General features: G+C 60.3%; 17 protein-coding genes. 6 read left to right on the forward strand and 11 right to left on the reverse strand.

The window, feature by feature from the left end:
- Window positions 1-45: 45 nt before the first annotated feature.
- Window positions 46-2223, reverse strand: coding sequence for a YgiQ family radical SAM protein (locus I6G83_RS03760; protein ID WP_054304753.1), 2178 nt, complete (start codon window positions 2221-2223; stop codon window positions 46-48).
- A gap of 94 nt (window positions 2224-2317) precedes the next feature.
- Window positions 2318-3052 carry a GntR family transcriptional regulator gene (locus tag I6G83_RS03765; RefSeq protein WP_054304754.1) on the reverse strand — a complete coding sequence of 245 codons (735 nt, stop codon included), beginning with the start codon at window positions 3050-3052 and terminating at the stop codon, window positions 2318-2320.
- Between the two features lie 210 nt (window positions 3053-3262).
- On the opposite strand from I6G83_RS03765, the gene I6G83_RS03770 reads away from it, so the two are divergent.
- From I6G83_RS03770 to I6G83_RS03780, 3 genes are read left to right on the forward strand one after another with little or no spacing between them, the layout of a single operon-like run.
- On the forward strand, window positions 3263-4279 hold the full coding sequence (locus I6G83_RS03770) for an ADP-ribosylglycohydrolase family protein (protein WP_054304755.1): 1017 nt from the start codon (window positions 3263-3265) through the stop codon (window positions 4277-4279).
- 9 nt (window positions 4280-4288) lie between these two features.
- Window positions 4289-5686: a purine-cytosine permease family protein gene (locus I6G83_RS03775; protein ID WP_054304756.1), complete on the forward strand. Its 1398-nt coding sequence runs from the start codon at window positions 4289-4291 to the stop codon at window positions 5684-5686.
- Entirely contained in the window at window positions 5687-6619 is a 933-nt protein-coding gene (locus tag I6G83_RS03780) for a PfkB family carbohydrate kinase (RefSeq protein WP_054304757.1), read from the forward strand.
- A gap of 514 nt (window positions 6620-7133) precedes the next feature.
- On the opposite strand, the gene ftsP is transcribed toward I6G83_RS03780, so the two are convergent.
- The 3 genes from ftsP to parC form a co-directional block, all read right to left on the reverse strand.
- Window positions 7134-8549 (reverse strand): cell division protein FtsP, encoded by a 1416-nt coding sequence (ftsP, locus tag I6G83_RS03785; RefSeq protein ID WP_054307923.1) that lies wholly within the window; start codon window positions 8547-8549, stop codon window positions 7134-7136.
- A 132-nt stretch (window positions 8550-8681) separates the two neighbouring features.
- A complete protein-coding gene (locus I6G83_RS03790) occupies window positions 8682-9416 on the reverse strand; it encodes a 1-acylglycerol-3-phosphate O-acyltransferase (protein WP_054307922.1) in 735 nt (244 codons plus the stop codon).
- A 239-nt stretch (window positions 9417-9655) separates the two neighbouring features.
- Complete coding sequence (parC, locus tag I6G83_RS03795; RefSeq protein ID WP_061322183.1) at window positions 9656-11929, reverse strand: DNA topoisomerase IV subunit A; 2274 nt, start codon at window positions 11927-11929, stop codon at window positions 9656-9658.
- Between the two features lie 348 nt (window positions 11930-12277).
- Here parC and I6G83_RS03800 point away from each other — a divergent pair, with 348 nt between their 5' ends.
- On the forward strand, window positions 12278-12859 hold the full coding sequence (locus I6G83_RS03800; RefSeq protein WP_054306284.1) for an NAD(P)H-dependent oxidoreductase: 582 nt from the start codon (window positions 12278-12280) through the stop codon (window positions 12857-12859).
- A gap of 33 nt (window positions 12860-12892) precedes the next feature.
- Window positions 12893-13201 carry a putative quinol monooxygenase gene (locus tag I6G83_RS03805; RefSeq protein WP_015674005.1) on the forward strand — a complete coding sequence of 103 codons (309 nt, stop codon included), beginning with the start codon at window positions 12893-12895 and terminating at the stop codon, window positions 13199-13201.
- Between the two features lie 47 nt (window positions 13202-13248).
- Here the strand turns inward: I6G83_RS03805 and I6G83_RS03810 are convergent, their stop codons facing one another.
- The 6 genes from I6G83_RS03810 to nudF all read right to left on the reverse strand — a co-directional run bounded on the left by I6G83_RS03810 (window position 13249) and on the right by nudF (window position 18278).
- Complete coding sequence (locus tag I6G83_RS03810) at window positions 13249-13542, reverse strand: contact-dependent growth inhibition system immunity protein (RefSeq protein WP_015674006.1); 294 nt, start codon at window positions 13540-13542, stop codon at window positions 13249-13251.
- 194 nt (window positions 13543-13736) lie between these two features.
- The gene (gene parE, locus I6G83_RS03815) at window positions 13737-15632 is read right to left on the reverse strand and encodes a DNA topoisomerase IV subunit B (RefSeq protein WP_054306283.1); all 1896 of its coding nucleotides are present in this window, start codon (window positions 15630-15632) and stop codon (window positions 13737-13739) included.
- Between the two features lie 109 nt (window positions 15633-15741).
- Window positions 15742-16323 carry an esterase YqiA gene (gene yqiA, locus I6G83_RS03820; protein ID WP_015674010.1) on the reverse strand — a complete coding sequence of 194 codons (582 nt, stop codon included), beginning with the start codon at window positions 16321-16323 and terminating at the stop codon, window positions 15742-15744.
- A complete protein-coding gene (cpdA, locus tag I6G83_RS03825; RefSeq protein WP_054306282.1) occupies window positions 16323-17150 on the reverse strand; it encodes a 3',5'-cyclic-AMP phosphodiesterase in 828 nt (275 codons plus the stop codon). Before cpdA ends, yqiA begins: the two co-directional genes overlap by 1 nt.
- A 70-nt stretch (window positions 17151-17220) precedes the next feature.
- Window positions 17221-17646 (reverse strand): DUF1249 family protein, encoded by a 426-nt coding sequence (locus tag I6G83_RS03830; protein WP_054306281.1) that lies wholly within the window; start codon window positions 17644-17646, stop codon window positions 17221-17223.
- Complete coding sequence (gene nudF / locus I6G83_RS03835) at window positions 17643-18278, reverse strand: ADP-ribose diphosphatase (protein ID WP_054306280.1); 636 nt, start codon at window positions 18276-18278, stop codon at window positions 17643-17645. The genes I6G83_RS03830 and nudF overlap by 4 nt, the downstream gene beginning before the upstream one ends.
- A gap of 288 nt (window positions 18279-18566) precedes the next feature.
- Between nudF and tolC the strand changes: the two genes are divergently transcribed.
- Window positions 18567-20075 carry an outer membrane channel protein TolC gene (gene tolC / locus I6G83_RS03840; RefSeq protein ID WP_054306279.1) on the forward strand — a complete coding sequence of 503 codons (1509 nt, stop codon included), beginning with the start codon at window positions 18567-18569 and terminating at the stop codon, window positions 20073-20075.
- The last annotated feature ends 51 nt before the right edge of the window (window positions 20076-20126 follow it).

The raw sequence follows: 20126 nt of genomic DNA on the forward strand, positions 1-20126 counted from the left end.
CCGGTCAGTCGCTGACCGGCATCATTAGCCTGCTCCGAGCAGCGGTTACGCCTTGCCTTTGGCGCCAGCGCTGCGGATCGGCTTGCGCGGCGGCTTATTGGACGGTGAGCGCTGGCGCTGAATATCGCTGTGCTTGGTCAGCGCCGGACGCGTACGACGCTGCAGGCGTTTGCTCTCGCGCTGCTCGTCAATGCTCGGCGCCGGCACCAGACAGTCGCGGCGGCTGCCGATCAGGTGCTTCAGACCCATCTCTTCCAACGCGCCGCGGATCAGCGGCCAGTTGGCCGGATCGTGATAGCGCAGCAGAGCCTTGTGCAGGCGGCGCTGGCGATCGCCGCGCGGGATAAACACCTCTTCCGACTTATAGCCCACCTTGCCCAGCGGGTTCTTACCGCTGTAATACATGGTGGTGGAGTTCGCCATCGGCGACGGATAGAAGTTCTGCACCTGATCGAGACGGAAGCGATTTTTCTTCAGCCACAGCGCCAGATTGACCATATCCTCGTCCTGCGTGCCGGGATGCGAGGAGATAAAGTACGGGATCAGGTACTGCTCTTTGCCGGCCTGCTTGGAGTAGTGGTCGAACAGCTGTTTGAAACGATCGTAGCTGCCCATGCCCGGCTTCATCATCTTCGACAGCGGCCCGCTTTCGGTATGCTCCGGCGCAATCTTCAGATAGCCGCCCACGTGGTGGCTGGCCAGCTCTTTGATATAGCGCGGATCTTCCACCGCCAGATCGTAACGCACCCCGGAGGCGATCAGGATCTTCTTCACCCCTGCCAATTCACGCGCGCGGCGGTACAGCTTGATGGTCGGCTCGTGGTTGGTATCCATATAGGTGCAGATTTCCGGATACACGCAGGAGGCGCGGCGGCAGGTCTGCTCGGCGCGCGGGTTGGTGCAGCGCAGCATATACATATTGGCGGTCGGGCCGCCCAGATCGGAGATCACGCCGGTAAAGCCCGGCACCTTGTCGCGAATCTCTTCAATTTCGCGAATGATCGAATCTTCGGAACGGCTCTGGATAATGCGCCCTTCGTGCTCGGTGATCGAGCAGAACGAACAGCCGCCGTAGCAGCCGCGCATGATATTGACCGAGAAACGGATCATATCGTAAGCCGGAATGCGCGCCTCGCCGTAGGACGGGTGCGGCACCCGCTGGTACGGCAGCGCGAACACGCTGTCCATCTCTTCGGTTTTCAGCGGGATCGCCGGCGGGTTGATCCACACGTAGCGGTCGCCGTGCTTCTGCATCAGGGCGCGGGCGCAGCCCGGGTTGGTTTCATGGTGCAAAATACGCGAAGCGTGGGCGTACAGCACTTTATCCGCCTTGACCTTCTCAAAGGACGGCAGCAGCACATAGGTTTTTTCCCACGGCTTCGGCTTGGCGGCGCGCACGGTGACCGGCTTGGCTTCCGGCTCCGGCTGGGCGCCGTCGGCGCAGGGCAGGTCTTCGCCGTAAGGGTTGGGAATCGGCTCAATGCGCCCCGGCTTATCCAGACGGGTGGAATCCACCCCGCTCCAGCCCGGCAGCGGCGCCTTGCGCATCACCGCGGTGTTGCGGATATCATGGATATCAGCGATCTTCTCGCCGGCGGCCAGGCGGTGCGCCACCTCCACCAGCGGACGCTCACCGTTGCCGTAGATCAGCATATCGGCCTTGGAGTCCACCAGCACCGAGCGGCGCACGGTATCCGACCAGTAATCATAGTGGGCGATGCGGCGCAGGCTGGCTTCGATGCCGCCGAGCACAATCGGCACGTCCTTGTAGGCTTCCTTACAGCGCTGGGTATACACCAGCGTGGCGCGATCGGGACGCTTGCCGCCGACGTTGCCCGGCGTGTAGGCGTCGTCGTGACGCAGTTTACGGTCGGCGGTATAGCGGTTGATCATCGAATCCATATTGCCGGCGGTAATGCCGAAAAACAGGTTCGGTTTGCCAAGGCGCATAAAGTCGTCTTTATTGCTCCAGTCCGGCTGGGCAATAATGCCGACGCGGAACCCCTGCGCTTCCAGCATGCGGCCGATAATCGCCATGCCGAAGCTGGGGTGGTCGACGTAAGCGTCGCCGCTGACAATAATTACATCGCAGCTGTCCCAGCCCAGTTGATCCATCTCTTCGCGCGACATCGGCAAAAACGGCGCGGTGCCGTAACATTCGGCCCAGTAAGGCTTATAGGAAAACAGTTCGCGATCCGGTTGGATCAGGCTGGTGGTGCTCATTCGACAGTGCTCTTTTGCAGGTTAATTAATCGCCGGGCGGCGATTATACGCACTATCGGCAAAAAGAGCAGGGTTATTTCTGCGCGCCGGCCCGCTAACTGCTGACTTCAAACTCGTACACGTCGCTGCGGCACAGCACTTCGCTGACCTCCAGCACCTCTCCCTGCGCGTTGCGGCTGGTCTGCGTCACCTGCAGCAGCGGCGCGCCGCTGGCAACGTTAAGCAGCCCGGCGATGTCATCGCTGCAGGCGATCGCCTTCAGCAGGAAGTGCTTCCCTTCCGGTACGATGCCGCGCTCGCGCCACAGCGCGTAGAGCGAATGCTCCAGCCGCTCGGGGTCGGGCAGAAAACGCGGCGGGATGTAGGTGGTTTCCAGCGAGACCGGGTTGCCGTCCACCAGCCGCAGACGGCGCAGCTTCACCGCCGGCTCATACTCGGCCAGATTTAACGCCTGCGCAATCTCCGGCGGCGGCGTTACGCGGGTACGCAGCAGCCACTGATTGCTGGCGGCGCCGCCGCTGCGCGTCACCTGGGCGGTAAAGCCCTGCTCCTGCGACAGCGAATAATCCATATATACCGCCACCCGGGTGCCCACGCCCTGCTGGCGTGAAATCAACGCCTTCTCTTCCAACAGTTTCAATGCCTTGCTGACGGTCACCCGCGACACCGCCAGCTGTTCGGCCAGCACGCGTTCAGGCGGCAGAAAATCGCCGGCGGCCAGCACCCGCTGTTTGATCGCCGTCTCCAGCGTGGCCGCCAACTGCATATAGCGCGGTGCGGCAACCGCCTGCGTCAGCTGCTGACGCAGCCACACATTAAAATCACTCATCAAACTGCTCTCTCAATATCGGCGCCCTCTCTGGCGATTGCTTTTATCATATTTTACTGCCGCAGCAGGAGGTTTGTGCCGAGAGTTGTGCAATGGATCTAGATTGGCATCACATTTTTGCCGTAATGGACTTTCATTGGATCCATTTTGCCATTATGGTGGTACCGTTGACGTGTTTAATTCAACATGCACCAACACCAGGGAATACCCATGACAATAAGAAAAAATCCTCACCTCGCCATTCTTGGCGCGCTGTATGGCCAAGCTGCCGGCGATGCGATGGGGATGCCGTCGGAACTGTGGCCGCTACGGCAGGTACGCGATTATTTTGGTTGGATCGATCGCTTTCTGCCAGGCCCGGATGAGAATATTGCCGCGACGGGTTTTGTCGCCGGCGAATACACCGACGACACGCAGCAGGCAGTAGCGCTGATGGAGGCGCTACTCGCCGCTCACGGCAAGGTGGAACCCGAACGCATCGCCCACCACATCATGCTGTGGGCAGAACAGGTCGACGCCTTCAATAAAAACATTCTCGGCCCCACCTCCAAAGCCGCGCTGTACGCCATCCGCGCCGGCAAACCCATCGCGGAAATCACCGCCAACGGCGTAACCAACGGCGCCGCCATGCGCATCGCACCGCTGGGATGTCTGTTATCCACCAATGATTTAGGCTACTTTATGGATGCCGTGCGTCTGGCCTGTAGCCCGACGCATAAATCTGATATCGCCGTGGCCGGCGCCTTCGCGATTGCCTGGGCGGTCAGCCGCGCCATCGACGGCGACGACTGGCGCGCGATTAAACAGGCGCTGCCGCCGCGGGTGGAACAGATGCAGCAACAGCAGATCACCACCTTCAGCCCGTCGCTGAGCCGCCGCATTCAATGGGCGCTGGACGTGGCAGAACGCGTGCGCCCGCTGACGGACAGCGAGGCGCTGGCCGAGCTTTACCACACCGTCGGCGCCGGCATGGACACCATTGAGTCCATTCCCTGCGCGCTGGCGCTGGTCGAGCTGGCGGATGGCGATCCGGTGCGTTGTGCGCTGCTGGCCGCCAACCTTGGCGGCGATACCGACACCATCGGCGCGATGGCGACGGCAATCTGCGGCGCGCTGCGCGGCATTGAAGCATTTCCGGCGCAATGGATTGAAACACTGAACCAGGCGAATCAGATTGATTTTCAACCATATGCAGCGGCTCTGGAGGCGCTGCGCAACCAAGGGTAAATCTGCAGCATGAGTGACATAAACCGCAGTGAAACATGGAAAGTTGAAAGCACCGGCATCGATCTGGTGCCCGAGGCGGAGCAAACCGGTAGGCCCATCGAGCTGTTTTGGGTATGGTCAGCGGCCAATATCGGCATCCTCGGCGTGGTTTACGGCGCGCTGATCGTCGGCTTCGGCCTGTCGTTTATCCAGTCGGTGCTTGCCGCGCTGGTCGGCGTCGCCAGCTTTGCGCTGGTCGGCTATACCAGCTTCGCCGGCAAACGCGGCCGCACCTCGACGCTGACGCTGTCGCGGGTCATCTTCGGCCTAAAAGGCAATATCGCCCCCACCGCCTTCAGCTGGATCAACCTGATGGGCTGGGAGGCGGTGAACGTCATTACCGGCACGCTGACGCTGGCGGCGCTGTTCCAGGCGATGGGGCTGGCGGAAAGCCCGCTGCTGACCGGCGTCAGCCTGCTGCTGTTCGGCGGCCTGACCATCGTCGTCAGCCTGCTCGGACAAAACACCGTGGTCTGGCTGCAGACCTGGTTCAGCCGTATCTTCGGCAGCATGACGCTGGTCGTGGTGCTGTATATCGCCTTCACCACCGAATGGCAGCGCGTGCTGGCGCTGCCCGCCGGCAGCTGGCTGACCGGCTTCCTGCCGGCGGTATCGATCATCGCCGCCGGCACCGGCATCGGCTGGGCGATTGCCGGCGCGGACTACAGCCGCTACCAAAGCCCGCAAAGCTCGAATAAAAGCATCTTCGCCGCGGTGATGAGCGGCGCCTGCCTGCCGCTGGTGCTGCTGATGTTTACCGGTATTCTGCTGTCGGTGCAGCTGCCCGATCTGGCCTCTTCGGCCAACCCGATCGCCCTGATTGGCTCGGTGCTGCCGACCTGGATGGCGATTCCCTATCTGCTGACGGCGACCGCCGGCATCGTCACCATTGCGGTGCTGAGCCTTTACTCCGCCAGCCTTAACCTGCTGACCATCGGCGTCAAGGTCAAACAGTCGCTGGCGGTATCGCTGGATGCGCTGCTGGTGCTGGCCATCGCCCTCTATGTACTGTTCGTCTCCGGCGATTTTATGGGGCCGTTTATCGCCTTCCTGGTGTTCTGCGGCGTGTTTCTGGCCGCCTGGGAAGCGATATTCATCCTCGACTACCTGCGCCTGCGCCGCCATCATGGCTACGACGGCAACGCGCTGTACGGCCTGAACGGCCAGAATCGCGGCGTGCGTACGGTGCCGCTGTGCTGCTGGTTTCTCGGCGCCCTCAGCGGACTGATGGTCACCAAAAGCGGCTTTATTGACGGGCCGCTGGCCAAAGGCCTGTTCGCGGATTCCAGCCTCGGGCTGTTTGTTTCCTTCCTGGTTAGCCTTATCGCCTACGGCCTGTTTCTGGCCGCGGGCGGAGAACGTAAGTAAATGAGTGAATTTTCTGCAGTCACGCCGGTGCTGGTGCTGGGCGGCGCCGTCGGCGATCTGGTTATGACGCTGCCGCGCCTGCCCGTCAGCGGCGAAGATATTGAAGCCCGGCCGCAGGGGCGGCAAATTGGCGGCTGCGCCTTTAACGTCGCCCGCGTGCTGTGCCGGCTGGGCGTGTCGGTGGTGAACGGTATGCCGGTCGGCAACGGCGAATGGGGAGTCGCCGTAGAAGCGGCGATGCAGGCGCTGGGATTGCCGGTGCTGCTGCGGCACGGACAGATGGATAACGGCTGGTGTCTGGCGCTGGCCGAGCCGAACGGCGAAAGAACCTTTATCACCGTCAGCGGCTGTGAAGCGCAGTGGAACAAGGCGCAGCTGGCGACCCTGCCGCTGACGCCGGAGACGCTGGTTTACGCCAACGGCTATGAGCTGGTGGGCGAGCCGGGCGCCGCGCTGCGCGAATGGCTGACCCGCCTGCCGTTTGACCAGTACCGGCTGATCGATCCCGGCCCGCGCGTCGGCCTGCTCGGCGAGGAGTTCTTCGCCATGCTGAGCGACAGCCATACCCTACTGACGCTCAACCGCGACGAGGTCGCCATCCTGTGCGGCGACGGTGATCCGGTCGAGGCGGCGCAGCGCTACGCCGCCGCCCGCAATTTCACCCTGATTTGCCGCCTCGACAGCGACGGCGCCTGGATCTGTGACGGCAAGCACCCGCCGCAGCATATCGCCGCCTATCCGGTGGAGGTGGTGGACACGATCGGCGCCGGCGACGCCCACTGCGCCGGCCTGTTGGCCGCCCTTTCTGCCGGCTGGCCGTTGCCGCAGGCCGTTGACCTGGCCAACCGCGTCGCCGCCTGCGTGGTGGCCAGCCGCGGCGCCGACGCCGCGCCGGACTGGGCGCAGCTGCGCCAGCGCTTCCCGGAGGCATAAGCAGTCAGCTCTGCAGGGATATTTATTCACGATTTCTGTAAGCAATGAGTAATAAGAATTGCCGTAAACGATCGGCATTTCTCTGCCACGATAATGAACGGCAATTGCAGGGGCCGAAAACTCGGCTCCCAGCCATATTGCATCCACCTCGAAAAATATCGGTCAGACCGTCAAAACCATACGCCAACTCGCCCGGTAATTACAGATTCGGGTGTTGACCTTTAGCGCGCATCACGGGCTGCCGAACAAGGAACCCGAGCCAGGGGCAACCGGACAAGGATGTCCGGTTGAGGCGGCACAGGCAGGGATGCCTGTAGAGCCGACCCGCCCGGCGACGGTGACGCCGTGAGGGTACCCGAAGGGCAGAACGTGCCTAAGCGCGGGCGCGGGTGCAGGGGCCGCGCCTACGGCCCCTGCAATTGCCGTTCACCTCAGTGACAGAGAAATACCGCACGTTTACGGCAATTCCAGTGACACGGCTCTCTACAGAAAACCATGTCAATAACACCATTAATCAACCTGCTGGCTGCGCCACAAACTGCCCGGCGCTGCCGCGGTCAGCCAGCTCCAGCGTCTGGCTGTAATACTGGAACGGGAAGTGATCGTAGGACGGCTGGGTAAAGTGCACCACCAGCTCCACCTCGCCGTCAACCCAAACGGTATCCTTCCAGCCGCGGTCCTCAACCATCGGCTGCGCGCCGTTCACGCTTTTCACCAGGAACTGCACGCCCTCAATATGGAACGACTGCGGCGTATCGGCGCGGATCACCCAGCGCTCCCAGCTGTCCTGCTGGGTCTGCAGATCGACGCGGTTCACATCGCGCACCGCACCGTTAATCCCCGCCACGTCATCGCCCAGACGGAACTCCCGTGTGCGGCTGACGCCGCCGTCCAACAGCTGGTCCGCCAGCAGACGCATCGGCAGATTATCCGTCACCAGCGGCAGCAGGCCGGTCGGTTTCAGCGTCAGCACCTGGGTGGACACCAGCAGGCTGGAAGGCTCAAACAGACCGCGCAGGCGATCCATAATGCCCGCCGCTTCGCCGGCGTTCAGCGTCACTTCCTCGCCTTTCGACATATCGATCAGCACCTCACGCCGTTCGCCTGGCGCCAGAGAGAGCTGCTGCACCGCCACCGGCGCAGGCAGAAAGCCCTGATCGCTGGCGATCACCGTCAGCGGACGGCCGTCGCTCAGCTGCAGCATATAGCGGCGCGCGTTGGAGGCGTTCAGCAAACGCAGCCGCACCCAGCCGCGCGACACCTCAACGTACGGGTTCTGCACGCCGTTCACCAGCAGCGTATCGCCGACGAAACCGCCCTGCGACGGCGGGCTGTACTCCGGCGTGCCAAAGTTATCCAGCCGCTTGTCCTGCACGATCAGCGGGAAATCATCCACGCCGTAGTGGTTAGGCAGCGGCAGCGATTTGCTGACCTCATCTTCCACCAGCCACATGCCGGCCAGGCCGTTGTAAACCTGCGGCGCCATGCGCTCCGGCGTGTTGGCGTGATACCAGCAGGTGGCCGCCGCCTGACGAATAGGCAGCACCGGCGACCAGTCCACCCCCGGCGACATCAGTCGCGCCGCGCCGCCCACCAGGGTGCCCGGCACCTGCAGACCGCTGACGGTCATCGACACCGGCTCCGCCAGGCGGTTGCTGTAAATCAGTTTAACGTCGTCGCCGTTGTATACCCGCACCGTCGGCCCGAGATACATGCCGTTGATGCCCCAGGCGGGGGCCTTGCGGTTGGCGATAAACGGCCAGTGCGTACGCTGCAGGGTTAAAAACAGCGGCTGACCGCGGCGAGACTCCAACAGCGGGGGGACCGGTAACGGGATTTGCGCTCCGCTCGCTTCAGCCCTCAGCGGCACGGCTCCCGCGCACAGCGCCAGACCCGATGCCTGAATGAACTGACGTCGACTGAGTGACATATTTTCTCCATGAAAACAAATGCTAAACCGTATGCAAAAGCCCGGCAGCCGCTAATGCCACTAAGCGTAGCAGGAAGCCGGGCATTAACGACCTGAAGCCGTTAAAAAAGTACCGCCGCCGGTGAAAACGTATTATTTTTTGGCGGCTTCGCGCTGCGCGACTTCTTCATCCAGGCGGGCGATTTTCTCCGCCATCAGCTCGCGGCAGCGGGTCGCCAGCTCGCGCACCTGATCCTTACCGTATTGGGTGGTATCGATCGGCTCCAGCATCTCGACAATCACTTCGCCGTTGTTCAGGCGGTTAAGATTGATTTTATTGCTGGTGTTCGACACACAAATCGGCACGATCGGCACGCCGGCGGCAATCGCCGCATGGAACGCGCCGGTCTTGAACGGCATCAGGCCGCGACCGCGGCTGCGGGTTCCTTCCGGGAACATCCAGATGGAAATATCTTTTTTCTTAATCTGATCCACCACCTGAGCGATGGTGCCGTGCGCTTTGGCCCGGTTATCCCGATCTATCAGCAGATTGCCGGTCAGCCAATACAGCTGGCCGAAAAACGGGATCCACGCCAGACTTTTTTTCCCTACCGTCACGGTGCGCGGCTGCACGATATTGGACGCCGTCACCATATCGTAGTTGTTCTGGTGGTTGGCGATATAGATGCACTTGCCGTACTGCGCCGCATCGGCCGGTTTGCGGATCTCAACCTTCAGGCCGAATACCGTCGACAGGCGGCCGAACAGGTGGCCGAACGTCGCAACGTGGCGGGGATTACGCGGGCTGAACAAACAGTAGATGGAACCGAAAATGCACACCAGAATACAGAACAGAGTGACGAAAACGGCACGCAAAATTAATAACATAACAACCTCATTAGCACACTGCCGACGCAGCCTGATTCGCTACGCAGATACCTTCCATCATTTTTATTTGCGCGCAGGGCATCACGCCCGCTGGCGATGATACCCGGCCTTGTCGCTATTTTCCTGCCGGCCGGGCATCCGCACAATAAATTTATACGCAGAAATGTTAATTATTTGAAAATAAATACGGAAAGCGGTGAATTATGCGGGCGCCGCCTGGGAAACGGCGCCCGCCGCACTTACTCTTCGCTATCCCCGGCCGATGCGCGCTGCGGCAAATCCACCTCCACGCGATCGATACGCTGCAGACCACGCGGCAGCAGCGTGCCTTTCCGGCCACGCTCGGCGCGGAACTTCTGCAAATCTTCCGGACGCAGCGTCAGCTTGCGCTTGCCGACGTACAGCGTCAGCGACGTCTGCGGCGGCAACACAAACAGCCAGGTCAGTTTGTCGTCCCCCGCGGCCGCCTGCGCCGCCGGAATAGAGACGATCTTGTTGCCCTTGCCCTTCGACAGCTGCGGCAAATCGGCCACCGGGAACATCAGCATGCGGCCCGCCTGGGTAATCGACAGCAGCATATCGTCGTCGCCGTGAATTTCCAGCGGCGGCAGCGCCTTGGCGTTCTCCGGCAGGGTAATCATCGCCTTGCCGGCGCGGTTGCGCGCCACCAGATCGTTGAAGGTGCACACGAAGCCGTAACCGGCGTCGGAGGCCATCAGCAGTTTCTGGTCGTCGGCGGCCATCAGCACCTGCTCAATGGTCGCGCCCGGCGGCGGCGTCAGTTTACCGGTCAGCGGTTCGCCCTGCCCGCGCGCCGACGGCAGGGTCAGCGGGTCGAGCGCGTAGCTGCGCCCGGTGGAGTCGATAAACACCACCGGCTGGTTGGTCTTGCCGCGGGCGGCGGCGCGGAAGCTGTCGCCCGCCTTATAGTTCATGCCGGCAGGATCGATATCATGGCCTTTGGCGCTGCGCACCCAGCCCATCTCCGACAGCACGATGGTCACCGGCTCGGACGGCACGAAATCGTGCTCGCTCATCGCCTTGGCTTCATCGCGCTCGGCCAGCGGTGAACGGCGGTCGTCGCCGTAGGTCTGCGCATCCGCCTGGATTTCTTTCTTGATCAGCGTGTTCAGCTTACGCTCCGACGCCAGCAGAGCCTGCAGCCGATCGCGCTCTTGCGCCAGCTCGTCCTGCTCGCCGCGGATCTTCATCTCTTCCAGCTTCGCCAAATGGCGCAGTTTCAGTTCGAGGATCGCTTCCGCCTGTGTCTCACTGATGCCGAAACGCTGCATCAGCACCGGCTTCGGCTCATCTTCGCTGCGGATAATATGGATCACTTCGTCGATGTTGAGGAACGCAACCAGCAAACCTTCCAGAATGTGCAGCCGCTTGAGCACTTTTTCCAGGCGGTGGTTCAGGCGGCGGCGCACCGTATCGCGGCGGTAGGCCAGCCATTCGGTGATAATCTCCACCAGCCCCTTCACCGACGGGCGGTTGTCCAGGCCAATCATATTCATATTGACGCGGTAGCTGCGCTCCAGATCGGTGGTGGCGAACAGGTGGTTCATCACCTGCTCCAGATCCACCCGGTTGGAGCGCGGCACGATCACCAGACGCGTCGGGTTCTCATGGTCCGACTCATCGCGCAGGTCTTCCACCATCGGCAGCTTCTTGGCGCGCATCTGGCTGGCGATCTGCTCCAGCACCTTGGCGCCGGAGACCTGATGCGGCAGCGCGGTGATCACCGCACTGCCGTCTTCTTTTTTCCACACCGCGCGCATCCGCACCGAACCGCGACCGTTCTGGTAGATTTTACGAATCTCGTCGCGCGGGGTGATGATTTCCGCTTCGGTCGGGAAGTCCGGCCCCTGAACAAACGCCAGCAGGTCATCCAGCGAGGCGCCCGGTTTTTCCAGCAGCGCCACGGCGGCGGCGGCCACTTCGCGCACGTTGTGCGGCGGAATATCGGTCGCCATACCCACCGCAATGCCGGTGGTGCCGTTCAGCAGGATGTTCGGCAGACGCGCAGGCAGCATCTTCGGCTCCTGCAGCGTACCGTCAAAGTTCGGGATCCAGTCCACCGTCCCCTGCCCCAGTTCGGACAGCAGCACTTCGGCGTACTTCGACAGGCGGGATTCGGTATAACGCATCGCCGCAAAAGATTTCGGATCGTCCGGCGCGCCCCAGTTCCCCTGGCCGTCTACCAACGGGTAACGGTAGGAGAACGGCTGCGCCATCAGCACCATCGCCTCATAACAGGCGCTGTCGCCGTGCGGGTGGTATTTACCCAGCACGTCGCCGACGGTACGCGCGGATTTTTTGAATTTGGCGCTGTTGCTCAGGCCCAGTTCGGACATCGCATAGATGATGCGGCGCTGGACCGGCTTCAGGCCGTCGCCAATATACGGTAGCGCCCGATCCATGATGACGTACATGGAGTAGTTCAGATAGGCGTTTTCAGTGAATGTGTGCAGCGGTAAACGCTCTACACCGTCATGAGTCAGATCACTCATTACTCAATTATCCTCAGACCGTGGCATGGCAATCCCTAGACATTGGGGCAAAGGACTGTCGTTCACAAAAAAAGCAGTGCCCGTGATTGCTCGTCGTTTGTTGCCCGCGATAGTACCTTATCTGGCCGTATGCTGTCACAGCATTGTCGGTCTTGCGGGCGATGTTGACCGCCGTTAAGCGGCGGATTATTGCCAAATCAGCAAAAGTTATGTGACTCAGCGCGCATTTTTCTCACCTGCGCGCGCGGGTAAACTTCTCTCCATCATTTTATCACCCCTGACCGGTTTCATGCCGCGCGTTCACGCCGCCTGAACAAGACGCAGGGCCAATTCGCAAGAGGAAACCCGATGAGTCATATCCTTTTAATCAACGCCGGTAAAAAATTTGGTCACTCCAATGGCGAACTGAACGACACCCTGACCGATGTCGCCGCCTCGTATCTGCGCGACGCCGGCCATGACGTCCAGCTGACCATCGTCGATCAAGGTTACGATATCGACGCCGAAGTGCAAAAATATCTGTGGGCCGACGTGGTGATCTATCAGATGCCCGGCTGGTGGATGGGTGAACCCTGGATCCTGAAAAAATACATCGATGAAGTGTTTACCGCCGGCCACGGCTCGCTGTACGCCAGCGACGGCCGCACCCGTTCGGACGCCAGCAAAAAATATGGCTCCGGCGGCCTGCTGCAGGGTAAAAAACACATGCTGAGCCTGACCTGGAACGCGCCGCTGGAGGCCTTTACCGACCCCGATCAGTTCTTCCACGGCATCGGCGTGGACGGCGTTTACCTGCACTTCCATAAGGCCAACGAGTTCCTGGGAATGGAAGCGCTGCCGACCTTTATCTGCAACGACGTGATTAAACAACCGGATATTCAAAACGATATCGCACGATATCGCGAGCATCTGGCGAAAACATTTGCTTAACTTACCCTTCGCACGTTTGTTAAAGAGGTTGTAATGATCACCGTAATTGCAGAAATCAAAGTCAAACCGGGCCACCGTGAGACGGTATTGAAAGCCATTGAGAAGCTGATCCCGTCAGTGCTGGCGGAAGAGGGCTGCGGCGGCTACCAGCCGCTGGTCGATATCAAGGCGCAGGTACCGTGGAAACAGTCGCTGCCGGATTCGGTGTTCATGCTGGAAAAATGGGAAAGCATCGCGCATCTGGAAAAACACCTTGAGATGGAGCATATGCATCGGCATCGCGCCACCATCAAGGACAGCGTGCTGGATGTGAATATCCAGGTGCTGGAAGAAGCGCTGTAATCAACAAGCCCGGCCACTGCGCCGGGCTTTTTGCAGGCTCACGCTTATTAATCTTGCCCTAATACTGTCTGGATCCGTCGCCGGAAAACATCAAAAAACTCACCGACAGGCGACATATCCAGATCTCCGGGATAGCGCTCGCAAAACGCTTTGTCCAGATCGTCGGAATATGCTGTTTGAAAATCGTCCATTTCACTGATTAAATTTCGCAGCAAATTCTTAGATGCCCCCTGTAGGTAATAATCAATCATTCCTTCCAGTTCGGTTGAACCCGTAATCAGGTCTGCATCCTGATTAAAGTATCCCCCCATGAGGTTGTCCAGTAATGGATAATCTTTCATTGTTCGCTCCTAGGGGATTGGGTATGCGGTAAGTATGTAGTTAGGGTCGTGGGGGGAAGAAAGCTTTCCGCCATCAGGTTAATGGCGGAACAGCAAATTACATGATGTAACAACAGACGAAACGTCAACATTGCAGAACTATGAGCATCCTTGCTCGACAGATCAACCGTTTACAACTCGGCTGACCTGGATTGTCATACCGACAGCTCGGCGGTATCGCCCTTATCCTGCAGCCAGTTGCGGCGGTCTTCCGAACGCTTCTTGGCCAGCAGCATATCCATCACCGCCAGCGTCTGCTGCACGTCGTTATCGTCGACCGTCAGCTGCACCAGACGGCGGGTGTTCGGATCGAGCGTGGTTTCGCGCAGCTGCAGCGGGTTCATTTCACCCAGGCCTTTAAAGCGCTGGACGTTCGGCTTGCCCTTCTTACGCTTCAGCTGTTCCAGCACGCCGGCCTTCTCTTCCTCATCCAGCGCGTAATACACTTCCTTGCCGAGGTCGATGCGGTACAGCGGCGGCATGGCGACATACACGTGGCCGCCCTGCACCAGCGAGCGGAAGTGACGCACAAACAGCGCGCACAGCAGCGTGGCGATGTGCAGGCCGTCCGAGTCCGCATCCGCCAGGATACAGATTTTGCCGTAGCGCAGCTGGCCGAGATCGTCGCTGTCCGGATCGATGCCGATCGCCACCGAAATATCATGCACCTCCTGCGACGCCAGCACTTCGTCCGACGACACTTCCCAGGTGTTGAGGATTTTCCCCTTCAGCGGCATGATCGCCTGATACTCGCGGTCGCGCGCCTGCTTGGCCGAGCCGCCCGCCGAGTCCCCTTCCACCAGGAACAGTTCGGTCATGCTCAGATCCTGCGAGGTGCAGTCCGCCAGTTTGCCCGGCAGCGCAGGGCCGCTGGTCAGCTTCTTGCGCACCACTTTCTTCGCCGCACGCAGGCGGCGCTGGGCGCTGGAAATCGCCATTTCCGCCAGTTGCTCCGCCGCCTGAACGTTCTGGTTCAGCCACAGGCTGAAGGCGTCTTTCACCACGCCGGAGACAAACGCCGCGCACTGGCGCGACGACAGGCGCTCTTTAGTCTGGCCGGCGAACTGCGGATCCTGCATTTTCACCGACAAGACGTAGGCGCAGCGGTCCCAGATATCCTCCGCCGACAGTTTGACGCCGCGCGGCAGAATATTGCGGAACTCGCAGAACTCGCGCATCGCCTCCAGCAGCCCCTGGCGCAGCCCGTTAACGTGGGTGCCGCCCTGCATGGTCGGGATCAGGTTGACGTAGCTTTCGGTCAGCAGTTCGCCGCCTTCCGGCAGCCACAGCAGCGCCCAATCCACCGCCTCGGTGTCGCCGGAGAAGGTGCCGACAAACGGCGCTTCCGGCAGGGTAATCAGCCCGTTAACCGCTTCCATCAGGTAGTCGGTCAGGCCGTCCTGGTAGCACCAGCGCTGCTCGGTATTGTTCACCTTATCGGTAAAGTAGATTTCCACGCCCGGGCACAGCACCGCCTTGGCCTTCAGCAGATGGCTGAGGCGCGAAACGGAAAAACGCGGGCTGTCGAAAAATTGTTCGTCCGGCCAGAAGTGGACGCGGGTGCCGGTATTGCGCTTGCCGCAGGTGCCGCTGACCGTCAGGTCCTGCACCTTGTCGCCGTTTTCAAACGCCATATCGTAAACGTTGCCGTCGCGCTTGACGGTCACTTCCACCCGTTTTGACAGGGCGTTGACCACCGAGATGCCCACACCGTGCAGGCCGCCGGAAAACTGGTAGTTTTTACTGGAGAATTTGCCGCCGGCGTGCAGCCGGCACAGGATCAGCTCTACTGCCGGCACGCCCTCTTCCGGGTGGATATCCACCGGCATGCCGCGGCCGTCGTCAATCACCTCCAGCGATTGATCGGCGTGCAGGATTACGTCAATGCGTTTTGCATGGCCAGCCAACGCTTCATCGACGCTGTTATCAATCACCTCCTGGCCGAGGTGGTTCGGGCGCTGCGTGTCGGTATACATACCGGGACGACGGCGCACTGGTTCTAGGCCGCTGAGTACTTCAATGGCATCAGCGTTATAGCTGGATTGAGTCATCGTTGATTATATTTTCGTGGTTAAAGGAAGGCGCCGAACGGCCTGCTCAGACCGCATGTTTCCCTTCGCGCCTGGAGCCATCACGTTTGTCGTCTGGCCACAACGTCTGTCATTTTGGGGCGAGCCCTAAAAAATCCACAATCTGGGGGAAGTAGTGGTCGAAACCGACGAAGGCGTGGTTTCCTCCCGACTCCACCGTCTGCCGGCAGGCAGTGTAATAGGCGACAGCCTGGCCGTAATCGAGAATTTCATCGCCCGTTTGCTGCAGCAGCCAGATTAAATCCGGCGACTCCAGAGGATCGATCTGCATGACTTTCAGATCGTAAACGTGACGAGACTCTAACACATATTGCTGGCCGGTGTAGGGGTTCTCGTTTTGCCCGAGATAATCAATCAGCAATTCAAACGGCTTCACCGCCGGGTTAACCACCACCGTCGGCAGCGCGAAACACTGCGACAGCCAGGTGGCGTAATAACCGCCCAGCGAAGAGCCGACCACGCCCAGCGTGCTGCCGGCGCGCGCCATCACCAGATCCTCCAGCAGTTCGGCCGCCTCCGCCGGATAGGGCGGCAGCTGCGGCACCAGCATTTCGATCTGCGGGTGATGGTCGGCCAGCCACGCCTTAAACGCCGACGCCTTGGCCGACTGCGGCGAACTGTTAAAACCGTGCAGGTAAAGCAGCGTTGACATCAGTAGCCGTCCGAATCCATATCGGGGCGGAAATCATCGTTGTCCAGACGGCACACCTGGGTTTCCACGCGCCCGTCAGGCAGCAGGTCGAGATAACGCCAGCCCGGAGAAACATCGTCGATGGTAAAATTAGTACAGTGCGGCTTGAATTGCACGCAGGTCGACGGCGACGCCAGCAGACGCCGCCCCTGCCAGCCCAGATCCAGCTCCTGGTGGATATGCCCGCACAGCAGCGTGTTGACCTTCGGGTAGCGCAGCAGCACCGCGCCCAGCATATGCGGGTTGCGCAGGCTGTGCTGGTCAAGCCAGGTGCAGCCGGAAGGCAGCGGATGGTGGTGTAACAGCAGCAGGGTGTAGCGATCCGGATAGGCCTGCAGACAGCGCTCCATCCACTCCAGCTGGTATTCGCTCAGCTCGCCGTGCGGCACGCCGAACACCTGGCTGTCCAGCAGGATCACCTGCCAGTGCTCGCCCAGCAGCACATGCTTGGAAGGGGTAATGCCCGCGGCGGCCAGCGCGTCGACCATCGCCGGCTGGAAATCATGATTGCCCGGCAGCCACACGCAGGGCGCGGGCAGCTGCGAGATACCGTCCGCAAAGTGCCGATATGCCTCGGGGGTGTGATCCTGCGCCAGGTCACCGGTGGCGACAACCAGGTCAAACTCCCGCTGTTGGGCGCGCACCGCGTCCAGCACCGCATGGTAGCTGCGGTAGGTGTTAATGCCCAGCAAGGTCTCGTGCTCGCCGGCAAACAGGTGGGTATCGGTTATTTGTAAAATCCTGACCTTGGCCCCACTCGCCACGGGCAGTTTAAACAGGCTCTCCAAATGGTGTCCTTTGTTATCTCAGTCTGTCTCTACCCGTCATACTTCAAGCGTGCTTACCGTCGCTCGGGTATCACACAACAGGAACCGCCATCGCACCATGCGCTAAACAGTAGCGCAGCCAATCAGCAAGAAACTGGTTAATTTGATGCTTTTCGTCGCGTTGATGCAACTTTTTATTCGGGTAATCATAACGCGCTTTAAAACGAGAGATCTGCTGGCTGGCACACACTTCCGCAACCATCGCGTCATGATAGAGCCGCACCGTCATCGCCGGCAGGCTCCAGTAGCTGACCGCCGGAAAGGTCTGCTCAATCGTCACCAGCGTCGTGTAACGCGTGGATTCCGCAATCGTCAGCCGATAGCGGGCGCCGTTCACCTGATAAGTCACCGTTTCCCCGGTTTCGTCATCGCGCGGCAGCAAACGCCGCAGCTGCGCGAAATTAGTTTCACACACTCTCATCATTTCCGGGAAATCAGGGGTATAGCGCTTTGTCATGGGTTGACCCACTCTTTTCTGAGCGATTCATGGTGCAACGCCAGCCACTGCAGGGCAATCACCGACGCCGCATTATCAATCGTACCGTCCTCCACCCAGCGGTAGGCCTGTTCGCGGCTGACCACATGGACACGAATATCTTCATTTTCTTCACTCAATCCATGAATGCCTTCGGCGGTCGCGGCGTCCACTTCGCCGACCATAATCGACAGCCGCTCGCTGGTGCCGCCCGGGCTGGCCAGATAGCTCAGCACCGGCTTGCAGCGCCCGACCGTCACGCCGGCTTCCTCTTCGGCCTCGCGACGGCACACGTCTTCCACGCTTTCGCCGTCTTCGATCATACCCGCCACCATTTCCAGTAACCAGGGCGAGTCTGAGGTATCGACCGCGGCGATGCGCAGTTGTTCAATCAGCACCACTTCGTCGCGCTGCGGATCGTAAGGCAGCAGCACCGCCGCATGACCACGCTCGAAAATCTCGCGCGTAATCTCTTCGCTCACGCCGCCGTTAAACAATTTATGACGAAAACGGTATAAATTGAGTGAAAAAAAACCACGGTACAGCGTGTCCCGTGCAATAATTTCTACATCATTTTTGTCGAAAGTAACGGGCGTAGGCCGTAAGTTGCTCATAAACGCGGTTCTCCTGCGTGAGTATGCCGGTGAAATAAACAGTTTTGATGACAGAACCGGCGAGACTTTCCCCCGCCGCGCGTTGTGGTAGATTATTGACCATGATAACAGGAGTCACGGACGCGGACATGACGGCCGGTGCCTCACAGGGCAGGTCAAACGCGAAAAGATCCGCCGGATGGCACGTTCAGCCACCTTATGCCCAGCGCGGACTCTGCTAGAATTGACAACTATTTAGACTATCGTCAGCGCTAACATACCAATATTGCTGCACAACAAGGAATGCAAATGAAGAAACTGCTCCCCCTTCTTATCGGACTGAGCCTGGGCGGCTTCAGTGCAATGAGCCAGGCAGAGAACCTGCTGCAGGTTTATAAACAGGCGAGGGAAAGTAACCCGGATCTGCGCAAATCCGCCGCTGACCGCGATGCCGCATTCGAAAAAATCAACGAGTCGCGCAGCCCGTTGCTGCCGCAGTTGGGGCTGAGCGCCAGTTACACCTACGGCAGCGGCTATCGCGACGCCAGGGATACCAGCAGCGATACCACACAAGGCTCGCTGGCGCTGACCCAGACCATTTTTGATATGTCCAAATGGCGCGCGTTGACGCTGCAGGAAAAGACCGCCGGCATCTCCGACGTGACGTTCCAGACCGCAGAGCAGAAGCTGATCCTCGACACCGCCACCGCCTATTTCAACGTGCTGAAGGCGATTGACACTCTGTCCTACACCCAGGCGCAGAAAGATGCGGTGTACCGCACGTTGGATCAGACCACCCAACGCTTTAACGTCGGCCTGGTGGCGATCACCGACGTGCAGAACGCCCGTTCCAACTATGACACCGTGCTGGCAAGCGAAGTTAACGCCCGCAATGCGCTGGACAACGCGCTGGAAGCGCTGCGTCAGGTGACCGGCACCTTCTACCCGGAGCTGGCCTCACTGAATACCGAACGTTTCTCCACCACGCGGCCGGAAGCGGTTAATAACCTGCTGAAAGAGGCGGAAGCGCGCAACCTGAGCCTGCTCTCGGCGCGTCTGAGCCAGGATCTGGCGCGTGAGCAGATCAAATATGCGCAAACCGGCTATATGCCGACCATCGATATGAGCGCCTCTACCGGTATTACCAATACCAAAAATCACGGTTCGAACAACTTTACGCCTGACTCCGACGCCGGCCAGAACAAGGTCGGCATCAGCCTGAACCTGCCGATTTACAGCGGCGGCGCCACCAACTCGCAGGTGAAGCAGGCGCAGTACAGCTTCGTCGGCGCCAGCGAACAGCTGGAAAGCTCGCACCGCACCGTGGTGCAGACCGTGCGCTCCTCGTACAACAACGTCAACGCCTCAATCAGCAGCATCAACGCCTACAAACAGGCGGTGATCTCGGCGCAGAGCTCACTGGATGCGATGGAAGCCGGCTACCAGGTGGGCACCCGCACCATCGTCGATGTGCTGGATGCCACCACCACGCTGTATGACGCCAAGCGTCAGCTGTCCGACGCGCGCTACACCTACCTGATCAACCAGCTGAACATCAAGTCGGCGCTCGGCACCCTGAACCAGAATGACCTGCTGACGCTGAACGGCGCGCTGGGTCAACCGGTTTCTACCGCGCCGGACGCGGTCGCGCCGCAGAACCGCGGTCAGGACGCCTATGCCGACGGCTATCAGGACAACGCGCCAATGCAGCAGGTTGCCGCACCGGCGCCGGCCAACCGCGTCAACAGCGCAACGCCGCAGCCTACGGCTCCGGCGGCGACAACCGGCAGCCAGCCGCGTAATCCGTTCCGTAACTGACGGGGCAGCCTGACAACACGAACTCCGGGCGCGGCATCTGCCGCGCCTTTT

The organism is Serratia rubidaea (assembly GCF_016026735.1).
Classification (GTDB): Bacteria; Pseudomonadota; Gammaproteobacteria; order Enterobacterales; family Enterobacteriaceae; genus Serratia_B; species Serratia_B rubidaea.